The 23,386-nt window shown below is 76.5% G+C and carries 16 protein-coding genes; 12 read left to right on the top strand and 4 right to left on the bottom strand.

Annotation, left to right across the window (positions count from 1 at the left end; translation table 11 throughout):
• Positions 1 to 19: 19 nt before the first annotated feature.
• Together EPD83_RS07960 and EPD83_RS07955 are read left to right on the top strand one after the other, a co-directional pair.
• Positions 20 to 1,450 carry a phosphomannomutase/phosphoglucomutase gene (locus EPD83_RS07960; protein WP_128368122.1) on the top strand — a complete coding sequence of 477 codons (1,431 nt, stop codon included), beginning with the start codon at positions 20 to 22 and terminating at the stop codon, positions 1,448 to 1,450.
• Positions 1,451 to 1,550: 100 nt separating this feature from the next.
• A complete protein-coding gene (locus EPD83_RS07955) occupies positions 1,551 to 2,231 on the top strand; it encodes a CHAP domain-containing protein (protein ID WP_128368123.1) in 681 nt (226 codons plus the stop codon).
• Positions 2,232 to 2,264: 33 nt separating this feature from the next.
• Here the strand turns inward: EPD83_RS07955 and EPD83_RS07950 are convergent, their stop codons facing one another.
• Positions 2,265 to 5,381 (bottom strand): AfsR/SARP family transcriptional regulator, encoded by a 3,117-nt coding sequence (locus tag EPD83_RS07950; protein WP_165566433.1) that lies wholly within the window; start codon positions 5,379 to 5,381, stop codon positions 2,265 to 2,267.
• 171 nt (positions 5,382 to 5,552) lie between these two features.
• Here EPD83_RS07950 and EPD83_RS07945 point away from each other — a divergent pair, with 171 nt between their 5' ends.
• On the top strand, positions 5,553 to 5,759 hold the full coding sequence (locus tag EPD83_RS07945) for a Trm112 family protein (protein ID WP_128367455.1): 207 nt from the start codon (positions 5,553 to 5,555) through the stop codon (positions 5,757 to 5,759).
• 24 nt (positions 5,760 to 5,783) lie between these two features.
• Complete coding sequence (locus EPD83_RS07940; protein WP_128367456.1) at positions 5,784 to 6,935, top strand: SIS domain-containing protein; 1,152 nt, start codon at positions 5,784 to 5,786, stop codon at positions 6,933 to 6,935.
• Positions 6,936 to 7,008: 73 nt separating this feature from the next.
• Here EPD83_RS07940 and EPD83_RS07935 read toward each other — a convergent pair whose 3' ends face one another.
• Entirely contained in the window at positions 7,009 to 7,680 is a 672-nt protein-coding gene (locus EPD83_RS07935) for a hypothetical protein (protein ID WP_128366329.1), read from the bottom strand.
• Between the two features lie 185 nt (positions 7,681 to 7,865).
• Here EPD83_RS07935 and EPD83_RS07930 point away from each other — a divergent pair, with 185 nt between their 5' ends.
• The 3 genes from EPD83_RS07930 to EPD83_RS07920 all read left to right on the top strand — a co-directional run bounded on the left by EPD83_RS07930 (position 7,866) and on the right by EPD83_RS07920 (position 12,628).
• Entirely contained in the window at positions 7,866 to 10,028 is a 2,163-nt protein-coding gene (locus tag EPD83_RS07930) for a GAF domain-containing sensor histidine kinase (RefSeq protein WP_128366328.1), read from the top strand.
• A complete protein-coding gene (locus tag EPD83_RS07925; protein ID WP_235950405.1) occupies positions 10,025 to 10,672 on the top strand; it encodes a response regulator in 648 nt (215 codons plus the stop codon). Before EPD83_RS07930 ends, EPD83_RS07925 begins: the two co-directional genes overlap by 4 nt.
• Before the next feature lie 396 nt (positions 10,673 to 11,068).
• Positions 11,069 to 12,628 (top strand): HNH endonuclease signature motif containing protein, encoded by a 1,560-nt coding sequence (locus EPD83_RS07920; protein WP_128366327.1) that lies wholly within the window; start codon positions 11,069 to 11,071, stop codon positions 12,626 to 12,628.
• A 120-nt stretch (positions 12,629 to 12,748) separates the two neighbouring features.
• On the opposite strand, the gene EPD83_RS07915 is transcribed toward EPD83_RS07920, so the two are convergent.
• Complete coding sequence (locus tag EPD83_RS07915) at positions 12,749 to 13,033, bottom strand: hypothetical protein (RefSeq protein WP_128366326.1); 285 nt, start codon at positions 13,031 to 13,033, stop codon at positions 12,749 to 12,751.
• Positions 13,034 to 13,083: 50 nt separating this feature from the next.
• Positions 13,084 to 13,620: a YbaK/EbsC family protein gene (locus EPD83_RS07910; protein WP_128366325.1), complete on the bottom strand. Its 537-nt coding sequence runs from the start codon at positions 13,618 to 13,620 to the stop codon at positions 13,084 to 13,086.
• Positions 13,621 to 13,709: 89 nt separating this feature from the next.
• Here EPD83_RS07910 and EPD83_RS07905 point away from each other — a divergent pair, with 89 nt between their 5' ends.
• The 5 genes from EPD83_RS07905 to EPD83_RS07885 all read left to right on the top strand — a co-directional run.
• Positions 13,710 to 14,726: a cation diffusion facilitator family transporter gene (locus tag EPD83_RS07905; RefSeq protein WP_128366324.1), complete on the top strand. Its 1,017-nt coding sequence runs from the start codon at positions 13,710 to 13,712 to the stop codon at positions 14,724 to 14,726.
• Positions 14,727 to 14,939: 213 nt separating this feature from the next.
• Positions 14,940 to 15,326, top strand: a complete 387-nt coding sequence (locus EPD83_RS07900) for a hypothetical protein (RefSeq protein ID WP_128366323.1) — start codon at positions 14,940 to 14,942, stop codon at positions 15,324 to 15,326.
• Positions 15,327 to 15,437: 111 nt separating this feature from the next.
• The gene (locus EPD83_RS07895) at positions 15,438 to 18,773 is read left to right on the top strand and encodes a hypothetical protein (RefSeq protein WP_165566432.1); all 3,336 of its coding nucleotides are present in this window, start codon (positions 15,438 to 15,440) and stop codon (positions 18,771 to 18,773) included.
• Between the two features lie 37 nt (positions 18,774 to 18,810).
• Complete coding sequence (locus EPD83_RS07890) at positions 18,811 to 22,107, top strand: hypothetical protein (RefSeq protein ID WP_128367286.1); 3,297 nt, start codon at positions 18,811 to 18,813, stop codon at positions 22,105 to 22,107.
• Positions 22,104 to 23,386 (top strand): SWIM zinc finger family protein (locus tag EPD83_RS07885; protein ID WP_128367287.1); only part of this gene is annotated, 1,283 nt, incomplete at its 3' end. The genes EPD83_RS07890 and EPD83_RS07885, both read left to right, overlap by 4 nt.

Here is a 23,386-nt window from a genome sequence, read left to right as displayed (position 1 = left end):
TCCCGTAGGCTCACCGCCCGTGACCCAGCGCTCCCTCGCCGACCTCGTCAAGGCCTACGACGTCCGCGGCCTCGTGCCCGAGCAGCTCGACGCCGAGGTGGCCCGCGCCCTCGGCGCCGCCTTCGCCGACGTCGTGCTGCTGCCCGAGAAGGCGTCCGGCTGCATCGTCGGCCACGACATGCGCGAGTCCGGCCCGGGGCTCGCCGAGGCCTTCGGCTACGGCGTGCGCAGCCGGGGGGTCGACGTCACGCTCATCGGCCTGTGCAGCACCGACGGCCTCTACTACGCGAGCGGCGAGCTCGGCCAGCCCGGCGCGATGTTCACCGCCAGTCACAACCCCGCCGCCTACAACGGGATCAAGCTGTGCCGCGCCGGGGCCCGGCCGGTCGGTCAGGACAGCGGGCTCGCCGACGTCCGCGACCTCGCCGAGCGCGCCCTGGCCGGCGAGGTCACCGACCCCGACGTCCCCAAGGGCGGGTCCGCCGAGCGGGACACGCTGCCGGACTACGCCTCGTTCCTCCGCTCGCTCGTCGACCTGTCCGCCATCCGCCCGCTCACCGTCGTCGTCGACGCGGGCAACGGCATGGGCGGGCTCACCGTCCCGGCCGTGCTCGAGGACGCCGCCGGCCTCGCGCCCCTGCCGCTCACCGTCGAACCGCTCTACTTCGAGCTCGACGGCACCTTCCCCAACCACGAGGCCAACCCGCTGGAGCCGGAGAACCTGCGCGACCTGCAGGCCGCCGTCCGGGCCTCGGGCGCCGACCTCGGGCTCGCCTTCGACGGTGACGCCGACCGCTGCTTCGTCGTCGACGAGCGCGGCGAGCCGGTGAGCCCGAGCGCCATCACCGCCCTCATCGCCCGCCGCGAGGTGGCGAGGGCCGTCGCGGACGGCGCCGACCCCGCCGACCTGGCCGTCGTCCACAACGTCATCTGCTCGGCGCAGGTGCCGGAGGTCATCGCCGCCACCGGCGCCCGGCCGGTGCGCACCCGGGTCGGGCACTCGTTCATCAAGGGCGAGATGGCCCGGCACGAGGCGATCTTCGGCGGCGAGCACAGTGCCCACTACTACTTCCGCGACTTCTGGTTCGCCGACACCGGCATGCTCGCCGCGATGCACGTGCTCGCGGCGCTCGGCGAGCAGGACGAGCCGCTGAGCGTCCTCATGGCCGACCTCAGCCGCTACAGCGCCTCGGGGGAGGTCAACTCCACCGTCGCCGACGCCGTGGCCGCCGCGGACCGGGTGCTGGAGTGGGCGGAGCCGCAGGGCGTGGAGGTCGACCGGCTCGACGGCATGACCGTCCGGCACGAGGGCGGCGAGGGCGACCCGATGTGGTGGCTCAACCTGCGGGCGTCGAACACCGAGCCCCTGCTGCGGCTCAACGTCGAGGCCGAGGACGAGGCGACGATGGCCCGGGTCCGCGACGAGGTGCTGCGGATCGTCCGGGCCTGAGCCACCCGTCGGCGTGGTGGGAGGCGGCGCAGCGCCGACGCAGCGGCCTCGCAGCGACCCCCGGCACGGTGGAGGCACGACCCACCCCAGGAGGCCCGTCATGACCCGCCGTCCCGCTCTCGCCCTCGTCCTCGCCGCCGCCGCGCTCGCCGCCTCGACGGCCGTCGCGGCCCCCGCGACCGCCGACCCCATCCCGGTGGGCTCGAACCTGTCGCAGCTGCGGCAGGACACCGTGAAGCGGGCGAGCGCCGCGCTGAACAATCCGCGCGCCTTCAAGCTCGCCGGGTCGGACACGATCCACAAGAGCACGGTCTACCCGGCGCGCAACAAGAACGTCCTCGAGCTCGACGGCAGTAACGCCAACCGGGTCGTCTTCAACCACTACAACGGCAACTCGTGGTGCGGGTCGTTCATCGCGGCCATGTGGACCGGCAAGACCATGCCCGACGCCTCGGCCTACCCGCGGCTGCCGCGCAGCTACGAGAGCTCGCAGGCGTGGCGCACCGACGCCAAGGTCAGCACCCTCTGGCACCCGTTCACCGGCGCCGGCCAGCGGCTGCCCCGGCCGGGCGACGTCCTGGTCTGGAGCGACGACGGCTCGTCGTGGGCCGGCCACGTCGGGCTCGTCGTGCAGATCGACACCTCGTCCTCGCCGCGCACCGTGACGACCGTCGAGGGCAACGTGAGCGGCGACGAGATCCGCAAGCTCACCTACGCCTGGGGCAGCGAGGGCCCGAAGCGCACCGGCAAGACCTTCCGCGGCTACACCGCCCGCGACTGACCGCCCCGGCGGGGCCGGGGCCGCGGCCCTGGCTCAGGCCGGGCCGGGGGAGCGGCGCCGGGGCTGCTCGGCGGCCTGGGCGTCGCCCGCCCGCCGGAGCGCGGCCTGCTCCAGCCGCAGCGCCTCGCTGGCCCCGACCGCGTCGCCGCCGGCGTCGAGCACCGCGGCCAGCACCTGGTAGGTGAAGGCGACCGACAGGGGCCGGTCGATGGCGGTGAACTCCTCGACGGCCAGGCGCAGGTCGTCCTCGGCCTCGTCCAGCCGCCCCAGGCCGAGCAGCGCCCGGCCCCGGGTGCGGCGGGCGCGGGCCGCGAGGAAGGCGTCGCGGGAGGCGCTGGCCCGCTCCAGCGCCGAGCCGGCCTCCTCGAGCGCCTGGTCGCTGCGGTCGGCGGCCAGGCTGACCTCGGCCCGGGCGTCGAGGGCGTAGGAGTACATGTGCACGGCCCCGACCCCGGAGAGCGTCTGCAGGGCCTCGTCGGCGAGCAGCGTCGCCGGCCCGAGCTCGCCGACCCGGCGCCGGGCGCGCGACAGCTCGAGGGTGGCGAGCCCGAACGCGACCGTCTTCGGCGTCGTCGCGAGGATCTCCCGGGCCCGGGTGAACTCGCGGGCGGCGTCGCGCAGCTCGTCGTAGTCGTTGTGGATCGTCCCGCGGGCGATGGCCGCCCAGGCGGCGAGGACGGGGTCGCCGTCCTGGCCCAGCGAGGACTCGGCACGCTCGACGGCGGCCTCGGCGTGCTCGCGCAGGCCGAGGGAGGTGGCGGCCTGGGCGACGACGAGGGCGGCCGCGGCGGCCGGTGCGTGGGCGGCGAGGAGGACGAGCGGACGGCGGGCGGCCTCGGCCAGGTCGAGCGCCTCGCGGGAGGAGGAGAGCCGGTCCTGGAGCAGCCAGGCCCGCACGAGCATGAGGTAGGCCGACCCCAGGCGGGTGTCGTCGTCGGGCCCGGTGAGGGCGGCGGACACGGTGCGCTCGGCGCGGAACCACGCGTGCACGTCGGTGGCGGCGGCGGTGCCGAGCGCGGTGTCGGCGAGCAGCCGCCAGGCGAGGTCCGGCCGGTGGTTCGTCAGCCGGGTGGCGAGGGCGACGAGCAGCGGGGTCTCCGTTCGGAAGAACCGGCGTCCGGCGCGGCGCGGGCGGGTGGGGAAGGCGACCTCGTCGTCGTCGAGGCGCGGGGCCAGGGGCACGAAGCGCTGCGGCAGCGCGCCGTAGATCGCGCCCACCCGGGTGAGGGCCCCGGAGGCCACGGCGGCCTGCTCCTCCACGGTCCGGGGGTGCAGGGGCGAGGGCACGGCGCCGCGGTCGGCCCGGCTGCGCACGTGCGAGCGGACGAGGTCGTGCAGGCGGAACTGGGCGTCGTGGCCCTCGCGCAGGACGGTCTCGACGAGGCTCGCCTCGACGACGGCGTCGACGGCCCGGTCCCCGGCGCGGGCGTCGCCGAGGACGGCGCCGGCCACCCACCCGCTGAAGGCGTCGACGGGCAGGTGGGCGACGGCCTCGACCACCCGCTGGGTCGGCGCGTCGAGGTCGTCGAGGATGCGGTCCAGGCTCTGCCCGAGCGAGGCCATGTCGCCGTCGCGGGTGCCGCCGCCGGCCTCCTGGAGGCTGTCGACGAGGTCCTCGAGGCCGAGGTCGGGCCGCTGCGCGAGCCGGCCGGCCGCGAGCCGCAGCGCCAGCGGGATGCGGCCGGTGATCCGCAGGACCTCGTCGGCGGCCTCGGGGTCCTCGCTCACCCGGTCGGGTCCGACGAGGGCCTCGAGCAGCCGGCGGGCGGGCTCGGGCGGCAGGGTGTGCACCCGCACCCGCCGGGAGACGGCGAGCCCGGGCACCGGACGCCGGGAGGTGACGACGGCCATCGAGCCGGCGCTCGCGGGCAGCAGGTCTGCGAGCCGGGGGCCGCCGACGTCGGCCGGGTCGGGGGAGGGGGCGACGTTGTCGACGACGACGAGCACCCGCCGGCCGTCGAGCAGCGAGCGGTAGAGCCCGGCCCGGGCGAGCGGGTCGGCGGGCACGGCCTCCGGGTGCACGCCGAGCAGCGGCAGGAACCCGGTGACGACGCTGTCGATGCTCGCGCCGTCGCAGGAGTTGCCGGCGTCGTGGTAGAGCGTGCCGTCGGGGAAGGCCTCGCGCAGCCGGTGCCCGGCCTCCAGCGCGACCGCGGAGGTGCCGCAGCCGGGCAGGCCGGTGATGGCGACGACGACGGCGTCGTGCGGCGCGGCCTCGGCGGCGTCGACGATCTCGCCCACCTCGGCGTCGCGGCCGACGAACGACGGCGGCCGGCGGGGCAGCGTGCGCGGCACGGGCAGCCGGGGGGCGCCGCCTCCCGTCCCGGCGACGTCGCGCGTGGCGACCGGGTCCGGCGCGGGCTCGGGGACGGCCGTGACGGTGCGCGGCGGGGCGTCGGACGGCGGCTCCGCGACCCGGGCGGCGGGCAGTCCCTCACCGGCGAGGACGAGGCGCTGGGCCTCGTTCAGCTGCTCGGAGGGGCGGACCCCGAGCTCGGCGTCCAGGCGGGTGCGGGCGTCCTGGAAGACCTCCAGCGCCCGGCTCTGCTGGCCGGAGGCGGCCAGGGCCAGCATGTACAGCGCGACGAACCCCTCGTGGTAGGGGTGCCGGGCGGTGAGGGCGTCGAGCTCGGCGACGAGGCCCTCGAAGGCGCCGGCCCACAACGCGGTCTCGTGCCGCTCCTCGAGGACCGAGAGCCGCTCCTGGACGAGCCGGCTGCGCTCGACCTCCACGGCGGAGCTCTGCGGGGCGCCCTGCAGCGGCTCCTGGGCGAAGACGGCGAGGGCCCGGTCGTACTCGGCCAGGGCGGCGAGCGGGTCGGCGGTGCGCCCGGCGCGGGCGGCGGCGACGGCCGCGGTCCACTCGTCCGCGTCGATCTCGACCTCGTCGGAGAGCCGGTAGGCCCGGCCCTCGGTGAGGATCACCGGGGTGTCGGTGCCCGCCTTGCGGCGGATGCCGGAGACCAGCGCCTGCACCCGGTTGCGGGCCGACGACGGCGGGTCGCCGTCCCAGAGCCACTCACCGAGGGTGTCGACCCCGATCCGGCCCTGGAGGGCGGCGGACGCGAGCAGCCCCAGCTCGAGCTCGGTGAGCCGCACGGGCTCGCCGGTCACCGAGAGCAGGACCCTGCCGAGGATCTCCAAGCGCACGTCGTCCGTCCCTCTCCGTCGACCGAGTCCAGGGGTGCCGCGCTCACGACGGCCGTGCCCACGACCCTAAGGACGCTCACAGGTCCTCGCCACACGAGCGCCTCCGGGGTCCGGTCCGCGGGACTGTGCGAGGATCGTCGCGCCGTACCCGCCGCCCCCGGAGAGGACCCCATGAGCGAGCCCGCCGGCACCACCTCGTCCATCGAGCCGTGGCTCCGCGAGATCCTGCGCTGCCCGGCCTGCCGGGGCACGCTGCGTGACGCCGAGGGTCCCGCCGGTCCGGAGCTCGTGTGCGAGAACCACGAGTGCGGCCTGGCGTACCGGATCGACGACGGCGTGCCGGTGCTGCTCGTCGACGAGGCCCGCACCCCGGACTGACCGGGGACGAAGGAGGACGCGCCGATGCCGTGGGTCGAGGAACGCCGCCTGGACGACGCCGACGTCCTGGCCCGGCTGGACTCCCGCGGGGCGCTGCGCGCGCTCGCCGGCGCCGGGGCCCAGGTCCGCCGGGCGCTCGTGTCCGCCAGCGACGCCGGGGTCGAGCGCGTCGCCGGGGGTGAGCGACCGCGCTCGGTGCTCGTCGCCGCGCTCGGCGGCTCCGCCGTCGTCGGCGAGATCCTCGACGTCCTCGCCGAGTCCGGGTCGCCGGTGCAGGTCTCGTGCCGCCGGGACGGCCCGCTGCCCGGCTGGGTCGGGCCCCTCGACCTCGTCGTCGCCGTGTCGCAGTCCGGCCGGGCGGCCGGGCCGCTCGCCCTCGCCGCCGAGGCCGCCCGCCGCGGCGCCTCGCTCCTCACCGTCGGCGCTGTCGACTCCCCGCTGGCCGAGGTCTCGGCCCGGGCCCGCGGGGTCCACGTCGAGGTCGCCCTGCCGGCGCCGACCTCGCGCACCGCGCTCTGGTCGCTCCTGACCCCCGTGCTCCTGGCCGCCGACGTCCTCGGCCTGGCCGACTGCCCGCCCGAGGTGCTCGAGCGGGCGGCCGACGTCCTGGACCGGGTCGCCGAGGAGTGCCGGCCCGGCTCGGAGGCGTTCGTCAACCCCGCCAAGGTCCTCGCCACCGGGCTCGACGCCACGGTGCCGATGGTGCTGGGCGACGGCGCGCTGTCCGGCGCCGCGGCCGGCCGCGCCGCCCAGATGCTCGCCCGCACCGCCCGGGTGCCCGCCACGCACGGCGTGCTGCCGGACGCCGCGTCCACCGTCGTCGCCACCCTCGACGGGCCGTTCGGCAGCGGGCTCACCGACTCCCGGCCCGACGGCCGCGACATCTTCGCCGACCCCTACCTCGACGGTCCGGAGGTGCCGCGGCTCGGGCTCGTCGCCCTGCGCGACCCGGGCCTGGACGCTGCCGACGCGGCGCTGGCCGACGCCGTCCTGCAGTCCGCCCGCGAGGCCGGCGCCGTCGTCCTCGAGCAGGAGGCCCGCGGCACCCACCCGGTCGAGCGGCTCGCCTCGCTCGTCGGGCTCACCGACTTCGCCGCGACCTACCTGGCCCTCGGCCTCGGCCTCGACCCGTCGGTGTCGCGGCACGTCACCGACCTGCGCGACCGCACCTCCTGACGCAGTCCCCCACACGACGGCGACGGCCGGCGACCCGTCGTGGGTCGCCGGCCGTCGCCGGTGCGGGATGCCCTCAGCCGCGAGGGCGGGTGAGCTCCGGGCGCAGGACGAGCAGCAGCCCGAGCGCGCCGTAGCCGAGGAGCAGGTGGGTGCCGCCGACGGTGTTGGCGACGCCCTCGCCGACGAGGAGGAAGGTCGGCACGGTGACGACCGCCCAGCTCTCGGCGACCAGCGGCCAGACCCGGGCGAGGCCGCGCCAGCGGCCGGCTACGGCGATCTTGATGCCGATGACGAACATGCCGAGCATCGACAGCGGCCAGCAGATGTCGAGGATCGGCAGCCACGCCGCGCCCTCGTGGAGCGACGGCACGGCGTCGAGCAGCGACCACAGCATGGCGATCCCGAGGATCACCCGCTCGACCGGGATCATGGCCCGGGCGACGCGGCTCGTGCCGGTGGCCATGGTGCGGGCCTGGACGGCGAGGAGGGCCATGACGCCGACCTGGAACAGGAAGCCGGTGAGGTCCTGCACGGTGTTGCCGAAGGCGGTGGCGGGGGTCGAGCCCACGACGAACGTCGAGACCGACCAGATGCCGGCGCCGGCCGCCAGGACGCCGCCCATCCGGCGGACGAACGTGAGGTCGGTGGCGGCGGCCTCGGCGAGCCGGCGCTCGTGGGCGTCGTTGACGAGGTCGACGGCGACGTCCGTGCGGGCCGGGGCGGGGGTGACGGTGGTACGGGACATGGGGGGTGCCTCTTCTTCGTGACTCGTGCGGCGGAGGGTCCGCCGCGGCTGACCCGAACTCTGCGGGTCGCGCGTCCCGGGCCGTCAGGGCCGCCGGTCCCGTCCGGTGTCCCGAAGGTACGTCCCGGGTCCGTCGGGACGCGCGTCCCGGGACACCGGGACGCCTCCTCGGGCACTCTTCTCGCGTGAGCACGACGTACGCCCGGGTCCTCCTCGCCGGCACGGTGGCGGCCGGGGTCGGCGCGCTGCTGCTGGACCTCCGGGTGCCGGCCGGTCACCTGGACCGGATCGGCGTCGAGCCCGGGTGGACCGGTGGCCTGCCCGGTCTGGCGCTGGCCGCCGCCGGGGCCGTCGTCGCCGCCCGCCGGCCGGGCAACCGGCTGGGGCCGGTGCTCGGGGCCCTCGGCCTCTGGTGGGCGCTGGACGGGCTCGCGGCGTCCTGGCTGGCCGTCGCGACCGGCGGCCCCGGCACGCTCCCCGGCGCGTCGACGGCCTTCTGGGTGTTCCAGCGGCTCGGGGCGGGGCTGCTGCTCGGGCTCCCGCTCGTCCTCGTCCTCTTCCCGGACGGCCGGCCCCCGCGAGGCCGGGTCCGGTGGCTCGCGTGGGCGTCGGTGGCGGCCAGCGCTGCGCTGCCCCTCGTCCTGCTCACCGTGCCGTCGTGGGTGGTCCAGGAGGTGACGGCGGGCGACCCGTTGCCCGCCCCCCTCGCCGGCCTCGAGCTCGACCCGTTCGCGCTGCCGCTGCCGGACGCGGGGTACGCCGTGGCGGTGCGGGTGGCCCAGGCGCTGGTCCCGCTCGGCGTGGTCCTCGCGCTCGTCGTCGTCGTCCTGCGGCACCGCCGGGCCACCGGCCGCGAACGTGCGCAAGGGCGCTGGCTCGTGTGGGCCGCGCTCGTCGACGCGCTCGTCATGGTCGGCGTCACCGTGCTGCCCTCGCTCGGCACGGTCGGGCTCACCGTCGCCGTCGCCGTGACGGCCGCGGCCGTGACGGTGGCCGTCGTCGACCCCGGGGTCGTCGACGTCGACCGGCTGCTCGCCGACACCCTCGTCGTCGCCGTGCCGGTGCTCGTCTCCGTGGTGCTCGACCTCGCCGTCCTCGGAGGGACGTCGTGGCTGCTCGGCGGCCGGTTGCCGCAGCGCGAGGCGCTCGTGCTCGCCGTCGTCGTCGCCGTCGGGGTGTGGCTGCCGCTGCGCGAGCGGCTGACCCGGGTCGTGCGGCGCGTGGTCGGCGGGCGTGAGGACCCCTACGACGTCGTCGCCGGGCTGGCCCGCGGCCTGGAGGACTCGCCCGGACCGCAGGACGAGCTGGCCGCGGTCGCCCGCGCGGTCGCGGGCGCCGTCCGGTCGCGCTGGGTCGGCGTCGAGGTGGTGCAGGGCGACGGGCGTGCGGTGCTCGTCGAGCACGGCGAACGGCCCCGGGACACCCGGGCCCTGCCGGTCACCTACCGCAGCGAGACCATCGGGCGGCTGCTGCTGCCCGCCCGCGGCGTCCCGGGCCGGCTGCGTCCCGCGGAGGAGCGCCTGCTCGCCGACGTCGTGCGCCAGGCCGCCGCCGCGGTGCGCACCACCCTGCTGGCCGAGGAGCTGCAGCGCAGCCGCGCGCAGCTGGTCGGGGCGGTCGAGGACGAGCGGCGCCGGCTGCGGCGGGATCTGCACGACGGCCTCGGCCCGATGCTCGCCGCCGTCGCCACCCGGATCGACACCGCCCGCATCACCGCGCGCAAGGACCCCGCCGCCGCCGACGAGGTGCTCGGCCGGGCTCGCGCGGACGTCACCGGGATGCTCGCGGAGGTGCGGCGGCTCGTCCACGGCCTGCGTCCGCCGGCGCTGGACGACGTGGGGCTCGTCGGCGCCGTCCGGCAGCTCGCCTCGGCGCTGGGCCCCGGCGTCGGTGCCGTCCCGGGCGTCGGCACCGAGGTCGCCGTCGAGGCCGACGACCTGTCCGGGCTACCGGCGGCCGTCGAGGTGGCGGCCTACCGGATCGTCGCCGAGGCCCTCACCAACGTCGGCCGGCACGCTGCCGCGTCGACCGCGGTCGTCCGGCTGCGGCGCGAGGACGGTGCGGTCGTCGTCGAGGTCGCCGACGACGGCGTCGGCATCGTCGCGGGCACCCCGGCGGGAGTCGGACTCGTGGCGCTGCGCGAGCGGGCGGCCGAGCTCGGTGGCACCTGCGAGGTGTCGCCGGCCGCGCCGGGGACGAGGGTCCTCGCGCGGCTGCCACTGGCGGGCGCGGAGACACCGGCGGCGGGTGTGGAGGCAGCGGGGGCGGGTGCGGAGGCACCGGCGGCGGGTGCGGAGGCACGGGCGGCGGGCGCCCCGGTTGGCGTCGTGCGGGAGGGGGCGGCGTGACCGCGCCCGTGGGGGTGCTGGTCGTCGACGACCACCCGGTCTTCCGCGAGGGGTTCGCGGCCCTGCTGCGGAGCATCGACGAGGTCGAGGTGCTCGGCACCGCGTCCACCGGGCAGGAGGCACTGCGCAAGGTCGCCGAGCTGCGGCCGGCGGTCGTCGTCATGGACGTCGCGATGCCCGAGCTCGACGGCATCGAGGCGACCCGCCGGCTCGCGACGTCGCACCCGGAGGTCGGCGTCGTCGTCCTCACGATGTCCGAGGAGGACTCGACCATCTTCGACGCCGTGCGCGCCGGCGCCCGCGGCTACCTGCTCAAGGGCGCCGAGCCGGACGAGGTCGTCCGGGCGGTCACCACGGTCGCCGCAGGCGGGGTCGTGTTCGGCGCGGTGCTCGCCGGGCGGATCGCCGAGTTCTTCGCCCACCCCCGCGCCGAGGCCGCCTCGCCGTTCCCGCAGCTCTCGCCGCGCGAGCACGAGATCCTCGACCTCGTCGCCGGCGGGCTGTCCAACGGACAGATCGCGGCGAGGCTGTTCCTGTCGCAGAAGACGGTGCGGAACCACGTGTCGGCGGTGCTCACCAAGCTCCAGGCAGCCGACCGGGCGGAGGCGATCATCCGGGCCCGGGACGCGGGTCTCGGGCGCTGACGGCGAGACCTGTCCTCCGCATTTGCGGGCTCGTCGACCGACACGGACCAGCCGGACCGGAACGTGGTCACCGGTCCGGATGGTGGACGTATCCCGCTGTGCTGGTTGGTTTTTGCCGATGACGGGGGTTGACGACGGCGTCGTACAGGCGTACGATCGTGGGACGGGGAAGGGGGAGCGGATGGACGACCACGGCGGTGTTGCGGAGGGTCTCGGTGCGGCGGTGACGGCCGCGTCCGACGCCCTCGTCGGCGCGTTGCGCTCGGCCCGCTCCCGCGAGGACTGGCTCGCCGTCGTCTCCGCCGGCCAGACCCTGGCGAACACCGTCGCGGCCGTGCAGGACCTGGCCGTCGTCGAGGTCGCCCGCAGGAGCAGGTGTGGGACGAGGACGGCACGGTGGGGGAGCGGACGTGCCGCCCCGGGCGGGTGTCGCTGGACGCCGCGGACCTCGTCGCGCCGGCGCTGGGCTGCTCGCACGCCCAGGCACAGCGTCGGGTCGAGCAGGCCGTGCGGGTCGCCGCCGGGCGCACGCCCACCGAGACCGACGACGGCACGGCCCCTCGGCCCACCGGCCTCGACGGACTGCACACCGCGATGGCCCAGGGACGGCTGGACGGGTACCGCGCGTCCGTCGTCGCGGGCGAGCTGGAGGAGGCCCCGGCCGAGGTCGCCGGCGCGGTGCTCGCCGCGCTCGACCCGCACCTGCACGAGGACGGGGCCGCGCTGCGGCGCCGCTGCCGCCGGGTCCTGGCCCGGATCGCGCCGGACCTCCTGCGCGAGCGGGCCGTGCGAGCGCGGGCGGCCACGGGGCTGCGGCGCTGGGCCGCCGAGCCGGGCGTGGACGCCTGGTACGGCACGTTCCCCAGTGAGACCGCCGCCACCGCCTGGGCCGCGATCGACCGCCGCGCCCACGACCTCGTCGCCGACGGCACGTGCACCTCGGTCGAGCAGGCTCGCGGGCGGGCGCTGACCGACCTCGTCACCGGCAACGCCACCATCGACGTCCAGGTCGTCCTCGCCGTCCCCGCCGACGCCACCCACCCGCACCTCCCGACGGCGGCGGCACCGGGGCCGATGACCACCGCGTCGACGACGGTCGGGGCGAGGTCGGCCATCGCCGGGGCGACCACGGCGGCGGCCACCGGTCCCGCGACCATGGCCTCGACGGTCGAGACGAGGCGTGATACCTCGATGACAGCGCCGGCGACCGCTGCGCCGGCGGCCATGCGGCGGTCACGCCCGGAGGACCTCGTGCAGGTCCACGGCGCCCGCCCCGGTGAGCCGTTGCTGGTCTCCGCGGGCTGGCTGCGAGACCACCTGACCGGCACCTCCACGACGGTGGCCTGCCACCCTGCGACCGGCGCCCGCACGGACCCCGGCGACGCCCTCACCAGCGACGGCTACCGGCCGCCGGAGCGGCTCGCCGCCCTCGTCCGCGCCCGCGACGGACGCTGCCGGTTCCCCGGCTGCGCCGTCGCCGCCCGGTTCTGCGACCTCGACCACGTCCGCCCCTGGCCCACCGGCCCGACCTCCGCCGCAAACCTCCTCTGCCTCTGCCGGCGTCACCACCGGATCAAGCAGACCCCCGGCTGGTCAGTCCGGCTCACCCCCGACGGCACGGCCACCTGGACCGACCCCGCCGGAGCCGTCCGCACGACCCACCCCCTGGACGCCCTCGACGTCCTCGTCCTGCGGGCCGCCGACCCCCCGGACCCACCACCGCCGACACCCGAGGGACCGGACTCCGCGACGTCACCGCCGCCCCACCCACCACCCGGGCACCCCGCCCCGCCGACCTGGAGCGCCCTGGAGTGCCGGCTCGGACTCCTCGTCGACCGCGGCGAGGTCGCCCACCGACGCCTCGCGCGCGCCGTCGGCGAGGCACTGCGTCACCACCCCGGCCACCACCGACGCCACCGCGTCACCACCGGCGACACCGACCTGCCACCGTTCTGACCGGCGGCCCGGCGGCCCGGCGGCGCTCGGCGGTTCCCGGCCGTCGATTCCTGGCCGGGTCGCACAGCCGGACGCCCGTCGGCCTGCGCTCACCCGCGAGGGCACCCCCGCGCCGCGGGCTCACCCGTGCTGCGCATCCCGCTTCCCGCTGGCGGACTCGCGCGCCTCGCCCACCGGACGCTCGGCGATGACGCCCGGCGTCTCGTCGGCCTCGGGGTCCGGCGCCGGGATGGAGGTCTCGACCCGGTCGCCCATCTCCTCGGCCCGTGCCAGCTGGTCGGTCTCGGCGATCCGCCCCTGCTCCTCACGCCACTGCCGGGCGGGCTTCTCGGCCTGCCACTGGTCCTCCTCGGCCTGCGCCTGCTCCGCCTGCTCGGCCTGCGTCTTCGCCTCGTCGTCGCTCATGCCCGCCCTCCTACCCGCGCCGAGGACGGATCAAGCGCGAGGACCGGCCGTCAGGACGCGGGCTGGGCCAGGGCGAGCCGCTCGGCGCCGGGAAGGGTCAGCAGGTCCGCGCCGGTGCACAGCACCTTGCTGCCGCGGATGCCGCTGCCGACGACGACCTCACCGGCGTCCGCCACGGCGTCGTCAACGAGGACGGGCCAGTCGGCCGGCAGCCCGATGGGCGTGATCCCGCCGAACTCCATGCCGGTGAGCCCGACCGCGTCGTCCTGCGGGGCGAAGGAGATCTTGCGGGCGCCCAGGTGACGCCGGACGACGCCGTTGACGTCGGCCCGGTGCGTCGCGAGCACCATGACCGCGGCGTAGGACTCGACCCCGGCGCGCTTGGCCTTGACGACGACGCAGTTCGCGCTGGCGGCGAGGTCGACGTCGTAGGCGTCGCACAGGGCGGCGGTGTCGGCGAGCGCGGGGTCGATGGGTGCGACGAGCGCGCCGTCGATCCCCCCGACGGCGGCGGCCACGGGCGGGGCGAGCAGCTCCGGGTGGTCGGCGGCGGGGGACCAGTCCAGGGTTCCACGGGGGGTCGGCATGCGGCCCACGCTAGGCGATCGCCGCGGCCCGCGGATCGTCGTGCACCTGCGCGCTCCGGGCCGCGCACCCCGTCGCTACTGTCGGCCCCATGGCGAACGAGGAGAGCAAGTCGGCGATCATGGCGGCCTTCCTCGCCAACCTCGGGGTGGCGGTCACGAAGTTCGTCGCCTTCCTGCTCACCGGGTTCTCCTCGATGCTCGCCGAGTCGATCCACTCGGTGGCTGACACCGGCAACCAGCTGCTCCTGCTGCTCGGCAGCCGACGCGCCAGCCGCGAGGCGACGCTGGAGCACCCGTTCGGGTACGGCCAGCAGCGCTACGTCTACAGCTTCCTCGTCGCCATCATGCTCTTCGTCATCGGTGGCCTGTTCGCCCTCTACGAGGCTTACGAGAAGATCCACTCCGCGCTGGGCGAGACCGGCTACGACCCGTTCGAGTCGAGGTGGTGGTGGGTGCCGCTGGCCGTCGTCGTCGCCGCGATGGTCATGGAGGGCTTCAGCCTGCGCACCGCCGTCCGGCAGTCGAACAAGATCCGCGGTCGCCGGTCGTGGCTGCGGTTCATCCGCTCGACGAAGTCCCCGGAGCTGCCGGTCGTGCTGCTCGAGGACTTCGGCGCGCTCATCGGCCTGTCCGCCGCGTTCCTCGGCATCGGCCTGACCATCCTCACCGCCAACCAGGTGTGGGACGGCGTCGGCTCGGGCGTCATCGGCGTCCTGCTCATCGTCCTGGCCAGCTTCCTCGCCGTCGAGATGGGGTCGCTGCTCGTCGGCGAGGCCGCCTCCCCGGAGCTGCGCCGCGAGATCCTGCGCGCCCTGGAGTCGCCCGAGGGTGTCGACCGGGTCATCAACAGTCGCACGATGCACCTCGGCCCGGACGAGATCCTCGTCGCCGCCAAGCTCGCCGTCGGGCGCACCGACGACGCCGAGGAGATCACGAGCGCCATCAACCAGGCCGAGTCCGCCGCGCGCGAGTGCGCACCCGAGCTGCACATGGTCATCTACCTCGAGCCCGACCTCGACACCTCGCCGGACCTGCCGAGCGTCGACGGCCCCGGCGTCACCGCGGACCCGCGCGAGTCGGCCGTCGAGGACGCCTCCCGCGGCTGACCCGTCGCCGGGCGCCATCGACGGGGACGTTCGAGAGGGGGGTGGGGCATGGCGGATGGACGCGACCGACGTCGTGACGCGCCGACGCGGTGGGACCTCGTGCGGCACAGCGCGCAGGTGTGGTCCGCCGCGCTCGGCGGACGGGGCCTGCGACCCGGGACACCCGTGGACCGTGGACACGTGCAGGTGTCGGTCGTGGGACTGCGATGGGCGGTGACCACCTACGACCTGGACACGAACGGCGCCTGGACCGCGTCGTCGGCGCACGCCTTCTCCGAGGGCGAGCCGGGTGCGACGGACCTCGGGGCGGCCGTCCACCGCGGGCTCGGCGACGGCGTCGTCGTCCTGGGCCGGGCGCCGGGTGACCGTCGCGAGGGTGTCGACCCGACGGTGGCCGCTCTCGGACTCGGCTCGTGGCGGGCGCTGGCGCGGGCGGGCCGGTTCGTCTCGGTCGGGTGGGGGCCGGACGGCATCCGCGTCGAGCGTCTGACACGCCGCACGCAGGCCCAGTACGGCACGGGCGCGGAGGTGCTGCTCCCCGAGGACGTGGCGGAAAGCGCGCTGGGCGAGGCCGTCATCGAGGCCCTCCGGGTTCCGTGACCGCGTCCCACCGCCCCGCGAGGTGAGGTCCCGGTGCGTGGAGTTCTCCTGTTCCCGACCCCGGGCCCGCCGGCAGCGGGCAGAATGCCCGGGCGACACGGGGAGGGTGTGTTGACCACGACGACGGACGGCTTCGCCACACGGCTCGAGGCCGTGATGCTGACGGGCGACCCGGATGCGGCCAGAGCGTTGCTCGACGGGCTCGACGATCAGGGACGCCGCGAGGCCCGCGAGTGGGTCGGCCGGCGGCGGGACTCGGACGAGATGGTGCAGCGGGTCCGGCAGTCGCTACGGGAGGACAGCTCCGACCGGTCGCTCGTCGTCGGCCAGACGGCGCACTGGATCGTGGCCATGACGGCGGTCGCGGTGCTCGGCCCGGTGTCGGCGGCCCGCCGGGTCCCGTGGCGAGAGCTCTGGGACTACCGCGACGACCCCGGCGAGGCCGACCTGGTCCGGATGCTGTGCGAGCTGGGCCGGGACGACGCCGCGGCCTTCGTCGAGGCCGCGAGCCACGTGCCGCTCGGCGGCGATGCCCGCAACTGTCAGGGCGTGCTGGCGCGCGTGCTCCGTGCGGTCGCCGTCCACCACGGCCTTTCCTGCCCGACCGGTGTCTCGTTCCTCGGCCGGTGGTGGGCGGGCACGGCGGAAGGCGAGCGTGACGAGTACCGGGTGCAGGACGCGGACCTCGCCGACCGCCTGGCGAGCGACCCCCTCATGCCTGATCTTCTCCCGCTCTACCTGGCGTGCGGCGACTGCGGGACCTACCCGACCCTGCCGGCCGCAGTGGCCGAGCTCGTGGAACGAGGGGTCGTCGACCGCACCGAGATCCTCGACCACGTCCTGGAGCTGCTCACCGCTCCACAGCGCCCGGCCTCCCAGCGCGTGCTCGCCGGCATCACCACGGCGCTGCGGCTGCGGGCCGACGAGGTCCCGGGTGGCCTGGTCTACCTGCTCGGCGTCCTGGCCACGGCGGACCGGTCCGTGGTCGCGGCCCTCGTCCCCCTGGCGATCGAGACCGTGTGCGACCGCCCCGGGCTCGGGGACCTCGCGCGCGTCGTCGCCTCCCGCCCGGACAAGAAGCCGCGGACGATGCTCCTGTCGGCGCTGCGCCGCGACGACGTCGTCGAGCGGGCCGGACGGGACGCCGTCCTCGGGGCGCTCGCCCTCCTGCACACGGGTGAGGACGCCGCCTTCGACGCCGACGTGGCGCGCGTCGTCGCCGCCCTCGGGGAGGACGCGCCGGCGGATGCCGTCCCGGTCGCCGCGAGCGGTCTGTGGGAGGTCACGCCCCAGGCGCCGTCGTCCCCGCGGTCCGACGACGAGCGCCACGGTCCGATCGTGTGGGACCTCGTCCTGCGGTCCGGCGCCGCCCACACGGGTGAACGCCGGCCGCAGATCGTGGGGGAGGCTCTCGCCGCCATGCACGACGGCACGTTCGGCGACGGCGTGTCCCTGCGTGAGGCGTGCCGATCCCTCACGGCCCTCGGGCTGCTCAACACCTCCTCCCTCGCGGCCGTGCTCGAGGACCTGTTCCTCGGCGGCGGGCTGCGGCACTGCTGGGCCGCGGCGCTCGCGGTCGCCGACGACCTCTGCGGCCTCCCGAAGCGGCCCACCGGCCTGGCCGACGTCCTGCGGGTGCTGGGACGCTACGCCGTCGAGGTCCCCCGCCCCTGGCCCGTGCCCGCCCAGGTCGCGGCCGTCGCTGTCGGTCGGGGGCGGAGCAAGGCCCGTGCCGAGGCGGCTGCCCTGGCCTGCGCCCTCCTCGACGTCGACGAGGCCGGTCTGGAGGACCGGCTGGCCGCCTCGCCGGCGCCACGACCCTTCCGCGCCGACCGGCGGGGCCTGTGGCTCAGGCGGCCGCCCCGCACCACCGCGCTGCCGAGCCGCAAGCGGATGGTGCCACCAGGGGAGATGACGGGAGTGGACGACGCCGAGGAGCTGCGGCACCGTCTGGGCCAGGAGATGGGACGCGTCCCCGAGTCGACCGTCGGGCTGTTCCACTCGACCCAGGCCTGGACCGCGTCCCACCCGGGTCCGGCGTCCGCCGACCTCATGCTCGCCCACGTGGTCCGGACGGCGCACCGGCAGGGGCGCGCGGCCGTGGCCGCCGCCGTCCCGACGGACGTGCTGAGACCGCACGGCGGGTCCGGGGACGTCATGCTCGCCGTCGACGTCTGGCTCGACCGCGGCGCGGACGAGGACCTCTTCTGGGCGTTCGCGGGCGCGGAGGTGCAGAGCGAGCGCGAGTGGGTGCAGGAGCACAACCGAGAGGCTCGGGCGGCCGGCCGGCCCGAGGTCTGGGACCTGCCGGAACCGTTCCCCCAGCGGCTGGAGGAGTTCCGGCAGGACCGCTCCGGACGGCTCGTCGTGCCCAGGGGGCTCGCAGGGGGTGCCGAGCAGCTGCACTTCCTCCGGGCGATCGAGGCGCTCGCCCGGTCCGACCGCCACGAGGTGCTGCTCAGCACGCCCACCCGCGCCGACGTCACGCTCGAGCTCGATGACCTCCTGGCCCGCCTGGCCGTCGTGGCGAGCGACCCGGACGCCACGGTCGGGCCGCTCGACCTCGTGCAGGCACTCCACCGGATGCGTCCGGTCGACCCCGCCCGGGCCGCGGAGGTCCCGGACGGCCCGCCGACCGACCCTCGGTTCACGAGTGTGGGCCTCACGGAGTCCTGGGACGCCGGCGCCCTGGTACGGCAGTGGGTCGAGGCGGGCGGACTGCCCGACCTGGACCCCGTGCTCGACGACGACGGCGAGTGGTCCACGACGGCGGTCGCGCCCGTGCCCTTCACCTCGCTCGAGGCGCTGCCACGCGCCCTGCGCGACGACCCGTGGGCGCCGGGCTCGGAGGTGGCGACGGCCCGGCTCATGCCCCTTTGGCCCGACCGCACCGTCCGGGCCGAGGTCGGCCGGTCGAGGTGGGTCTCGCCGGAGATGTTCCTCGGCCACGTCGCGGTGACCGGTGGGGTCCCGCTCCACGACCGGCTCATCGCCGTCATGTCGCCCGACACGGGCGGGGCGAGAAACCCGCGCCCGCCCGAGGGGTGGGTGACCGCGGCCGACCTCGCCCAGCGTCGACGGCTCGGCCAGCGGGCCTTCACCACCGCGGGCCTGCGCCGGTGGCGGGCGGGCGAGCTACGGCTCGCCGAGCTCTCGTCCTGTCTCCGGCTGGCCCTGGAGGCGCCCGGCGCGTTCGCGTGGTGGTGGGTCTGCGGCGCGGACCTGGCCGACGCACTGTGCCGGGCCGACGATCCTCCGCCGGAGGTCGCGCACCTCCTGCAGGTCCTCGCCGGCTACGCGGTGGAGGTCCCGTCAGCGTTCCTGGCCGGTGCACCACCGGGGGTGCTCGCGCTCGCCCAGCGCACCGACGGCGACGACGACGTCCGGCGCGCGACGGCGGAGCTCGTCGACGCGATGGCCGCGGACCGTCCGGGAGCCGCGAGATGACCGCCGCCCGCTCGACGTCGAGGAGCTTGCTGTGACGATGACGACGACGGACTTCCCCACCCGGCTCGAGGCGGTGATGCTCGCGAGGGACCCGGCAGCAGCCCGGGCACTGCTGGACGGGCTCGACGAGCAGGGGCGCCGCGAGGCCCGGGAGTGGGTCGGCCGACGGGGGGAAGCCGACGCGATGCTGACGCGGCTGGGGGCGGTGATCGGGGAGGGCGAGCACGATCGCCGTTTCGCGGTCGGCCGGACGGCGCGGTGGATCGTCGCGACGACGGCCGTGTGGGTGCTCGGCCCGGTCATGGCGGCGAAGCGGGTGCCGTGGTGGGAGCTCTGGGACTATCACCAGGACCCTGGCGAGCACGTGTTCGTCCGGGTGCTGTGCGACCTCGACCGGGACGACGCGGCGGCCTTCGTCGAGGCCGCGAGCCACGTCCCGCTCGGCCAGTCCGCGAGGAACTGCCAGGGCGTGCTGGCGCGGGTACTCCGGGCGGCCGCCGTCCACCACGGCCTCCCGTGCCCGACCGGCGTCTCCTTCCTCGGTCGGTGGTGGGCGGGGACGAAGGAGGGGAACCCGAACGAGTACCGGGTGGAGGACGGGGACCTCGCGGACCGGCTGGCGGCCGACCCGCTGATGCCGGACCTGCTGCCGCTCTACCTCGCGTCCGGCGAGTGCGGCACGTACCCGACCCTGCCGGCCGTGGTGGCCGAGCTCGTCGAGCGCGGGGTGGTCGACCGCGCCGCGCCCCTCGACCACGTCCTGCGGCTGCTCACCGCTCCCCAGAGGCCGGCCTCGCAACGCGTGCTCGGGGGGATCGCGACGGCGCTCCACCTGACCCTCGACGAGGTCCCCGGCGGTCTGGTGTACCTGCTCGGCGTGTTGGCCACCGCGGACCGCTCCGTCGCGGCGAGCCTGCTGCCGCTCGCGCTCGAGGCGGTCTCCGACGGCCCGGGCCTGGAGGACCTGGCCCGCGTCGTCGCCGCGCGCCCCGACAAGAAGCCGCGCACGGTGCTGCTGTCGGCGCTGCGCCGCGGCGACCTCGTCGAGCGGGCCGGACGCGAGGCCGCGCTCGCCGCGCTCGCCGCGCTGCGGACCGGTGAGGACGCCGCGTTCGACGCCTCGGTGGACGCCGTGCGGGCGTCGCTCGGCGACGCTCCGGCGGACAAGGACGAGCCGGCGGTGGCCCTGGGGCTGTGGGACCTGGAACCACGGCCCGGCGTCGTCGACCTGCCCTGGGGGGACGACTGGCCGAGATCCTTCCCGAGCCCCAGCTGGCGGAATGCGCTGCGGACCGGTGCCCGCAACCAGGTCACCCGGTCGATGCGGGCCATCGTCGTCGAGCAGACCCTGACCGCCATGGCCTCCGGCGAGTTCGACGGCGGTGCCGACCTGCTCGAGGCCGTGCGCGAGCTGCTCGCGGAGCGCCGGCTGGCCGTCCGGGACCTGCGCGAGGCCCTCGACGCGCTGTTCCTCGGCGGCGGACTCCGCCAGGGATGGCCCGCCGCTCTCTCGGTCGTCGACGAGGTCTGCGGTGCCGCCGCGCGGCCGTCGGGCACCGCGGACCTGCTGCGCACCATGGCGCGTCACGCCGCGGAGGTGCCTCCCGGGCGACGACCTCCACCGCACCTCCTGACCCTCGCCGGGTCTCCCGGCAACGGCAAGGCGGTGGCCGAGGCACGGGCCCTCGTCGACGCACTCGGCGGGGGCCGGTCGGCGGGGTCCGACGAAACCGCACCGGTGTCGCCGCCGGTCACGGGTCTGTGGGAGCGGCAGGATCCGCAGACCTACCCGCCGCTGCCGGAGCACCGGCGAACTCCGCCGATGCCGGACGTCGAGCCGGCCGACGAGGTGCGCTGGCTGCTCGCGGGCCAGCACACCCATGCCGAGTACCGCTGGTCGGACACCGACGTCGCGTACCGGCCTCCCGGGCACGGCGATCAGTACGCCCGGTCCGCGGTCACCGGTCCGGACCGCTCCCTCGCCATCACGACGGCCGCGGTCCGGCGCCACGGCGGCCCGCCGGTACGTGCCGTGCTCGAAGGGCTCGCCAGCAGATACCCGGCCGGGGACGTCGTCGCCGCCGTCGACGTGTGGGCGTCCGGCGTCGACCCGGCAGTGTTCTGGCGAGTGGCCCACGGCCGGGTCGCCACCGAGTCCGACCTGCTCGACCGGCTGCTGGACGGCGGTCTCGACCGGGCGCGGGCGCGGAGGCAGCTCGAGGAGCTGCCCCGTCCGGCGGAGCGGCTGCGCGGTCCGGACGACCCGCGGGTCGACGCCGTCGTCCTCCCCTCGGGGGTGGAGTCCCCGCTGGAGCGGCTCGCCTTCCTGCGTGCCCTGGAGGCGCTCCTCGTCGCCGAGGACGGTGGGGTGCTGCTCGCCACGGCGACGTGGGCGGACGGCACGCTCGACCTCGACGACCTGCTGGGGCGGCTCGCCGAGGCGCGGGATGGTCATCCCCTCGTCGGGCCCCTCGACCTCGTCCAGGCGCTGCACCGGCTGCGGCCGGCCGACGCGCGGCGCGCGTCCGAGGTCCCCGACGGGGTGCGGACCGACCCCCGGTTCACCGACCCCAACGGCGTCCGGTCGCTGGACGCCGGTGAGCTCGTCCGCACCTGGCTGCGGGCCGGTGGGCTGCCCGCGCTGACGCCGGTGCTCGACGAGGACGGCCGCTGGACGGGTGCGCCGACCGCGCCCGTGCCCTTCTCGACCCTGGCCGCACTGCCCGAGCCCCTGCGCACGGACCCCTGGTGCCCCGGACGGCCGGCCGAGACCGCGCGGGTGTTCCCGCGGTGGGCGGACCGTACGGTGACCGCCCTGGGCCCCGGGGAGCACCACGACCGGGGTCCGTTCCCCGGGCACCTGCACGGGCCGTTCGGACTGCCGCTGCACGCCCGCCTCCTGCAGCACGTCGAGGCCTCCGGGACGAGGCCCGGGGTCGTCTCGGACCACGCCGTCGAGTTCGCGGCCCACGGTCGCCTCGAGCCCGCCCTGCTGGCCCGTGGCGCCGAGCTCCTTCTGGACGCCAGGCTCCTCGGCGTCGGCAGGCTCGGCAACGGGCTCGCCGCCCTGCTGGAGCACCCGGGAGCGTTCCGGTGGTGGTGGCCCGCCGGGCTCGCCGTCGTCGACGCCTTCTGCGCCCGTCCTCGACGGTCCTCGCAGCTGGCCGCCCTGGTCCGGCTCCTCGCGGCGACCGCTCACGAGGTCCCGCGTTCGGCGGTGGACGCAGCGCCACCCGGCGTCGCGGGGCTGGCGGCGGCCACGGGATCCTCGGCGGCGCATCGAGGCGCGCGGGACCTCGTCGCGGCCCTCGACGGGCGGGGGGCGGGCTCGTGAGCGGCTACCGGTACGCCTCGAGCCTGGTCCAGGACGCCTCGGGCGGCCGGCTCCACCTCGCGACCGGCCCGGGCGCGACCCCGACCGGGCTCGTCGACAACCCGACGTTCTTCAGCGGGTTCGTGGACCGGGCCGACGTCACGGCGGCGGGAGTCCTCGCGGTGGCCGACGTCGCGGCCAGCCGGTACGCGGACGCCGGGCTCGGCAAGAAGCTGGCCAACCTCGACCCGGTGGTCACCGCGGGCGGGGACCGGCTGCGCTTCGAGTCGTTCTCGGCCTGCAACGGGGTGCACGCCCGGTTCGACGTCCTCCCGGAGGGGCTCGGCAGCAGCGGGGTGGGCTTCGGGACGACGAACGTCGACATCGGCCCGGACCTGCGCACCGCGCTCGCCCGCGTCGACAGGTCCGCGCCGCTGCACCTCAGCGTCGGTCCCGACGAGCTGCGGGCGTCCTCGCCGGACTCCACCTACGTCGAGCGCAAGGTGACGCTCCCGGACCGGTGGGTCCGGGGTCTCGCCGAGGTGCCCGCACTGCAGGCGGGGATGCGCCGGGTGGCCGAGCTGCCAGGACCGCGGATCCCGCGGTTCCTGGCCTCCCTGCCCCGGGTGGCCCCGCCCGGGCCCAGCGTGCACGTGCTCCCCGTGGCGTCCGGGTGGCGGCTGTCCTCGCGCGAGCTCCCCGGGTCGATCCCGCTGGCGGGCGCCACGCGCCTGCGCGGCTGCGAGCGCGTCGCCCGGCACGCCCGGGGGCTCACGGTCCACGTCGGTGACAGCGGCACGAGCGCCTGGACCTTCGAGCTGCCCGGCGCGCGGTTCACCCTCGTCGTCAGTCCGGACCCCTACCGCGGGTTCTCGGGGGAGGGCACGCTGCTCATGCTGCTCGCCCGCCCGGACGCCGAGGAGCACGGGCGTCGACTGCTCGCGGACCTCGGCTGGGACGCCGTCGTCAACCGTGACGACCTCGTCCGCAGGACGGGGCTGTCCTCCGCCGACGTTGAGTCCGGGCTGGCCTGGCTCGCCGCGTCCGGGCGGCTCGGGTACGACCTCGTCGAGCAGGCCTGGTTCCACCGCGAGCTGCCGGTCGACAGCGAGAAGGTGATCCGCCGCAACCCGCGCCTCGCCGCCGCCCGGAAGGTGCTGGCCGAGGGCGGCGTCCGTCGGGCACCCGGCGACGGCTCCTGGCGGGTCCTCGGCAGCGAAGGGGACCTCTACGAGGTGACGTCCGCGGACGGGCGCATGCGCTGCACCTGCCGCTGGGAGGCCGAGCACGCAGGCAGCCG

The sequence above is a fragment of the Phycicoccus flavus genome (assembly GCF_004025965.2).
Classification (GTDB): Bacteria; Actinomycetota; Actinomycetes; order Actinomycetales; family Dermatophilaceae; genus Phycicoccus; species Phycicoccus flavus.
The sequence above is the reverse complement of the archived record's forward strand: the minus strand, read 5'-3'. Positions and strand labels throughout refer to the sequence as shown.

Excerpts from the sequence above, each read along its gene's own strand:
- EPD83_RS07910 (WP_128366325.1), bottom strand. The coding sequence starts at position 13,620 with ATGCCGACCCCCCGTGGAACCCTGGACTGGTCCCCCGCCGCCGACCAC.
- EPD83_RS07915 (WP_128366326.1), bottom strand. The coding sequence starts at position 13,033 with ATGAGCGACGACGAGGCGAAGACGCAGGCCGAGCAGGCGGAGCAGGCG.
- EPD83_RS07955 (WP_128368123.1), top strand. The coding sequence starts at position 1,551 with ATGACCCGCCGTCCCGCTCTCGCCCTCGTCCTCGCCGCCGCCGCGCTC.
- EPD83_RS07945 (WP_128367455.1), top strand. The coding sequence starts at position 5,553 with ATGAGCGAGCCCGCCGGCACCACCTCGTCCATCGAGCCGTGGCTCCGC.
- EPD83_RS07890 (WP_128367286.1), top strand. The coding sequence starts at position 18,811 with ATGACGACGACGGACTTCCCCACCCGGCTCGAGGCGGTGATGCTCGCG.
- EPD83_RS07905 (WP_128366324.1), top strand. The coding sequence starts at position 13,710 with ATGGCGAACGAGGAGAGCAAGTCGGCGATCATGGCGGCCTTCCTCGCC.
- EPD83_RS07935 (WP_128366329.1), bottom strand. The coding sequence starts at position 7,680 with ATGTCCCGTACCACCGTCACCCCCGCCCCGGCCCGCACGGACGTCGCC.
- EPD83_RS07940 (WP_128367456.1), top strand. The coding sequence starts at position 5,784 with ATGCCGTGGGTCGAGGAACGCCGCCTGGACGACGCCGACGTCCTGGCC.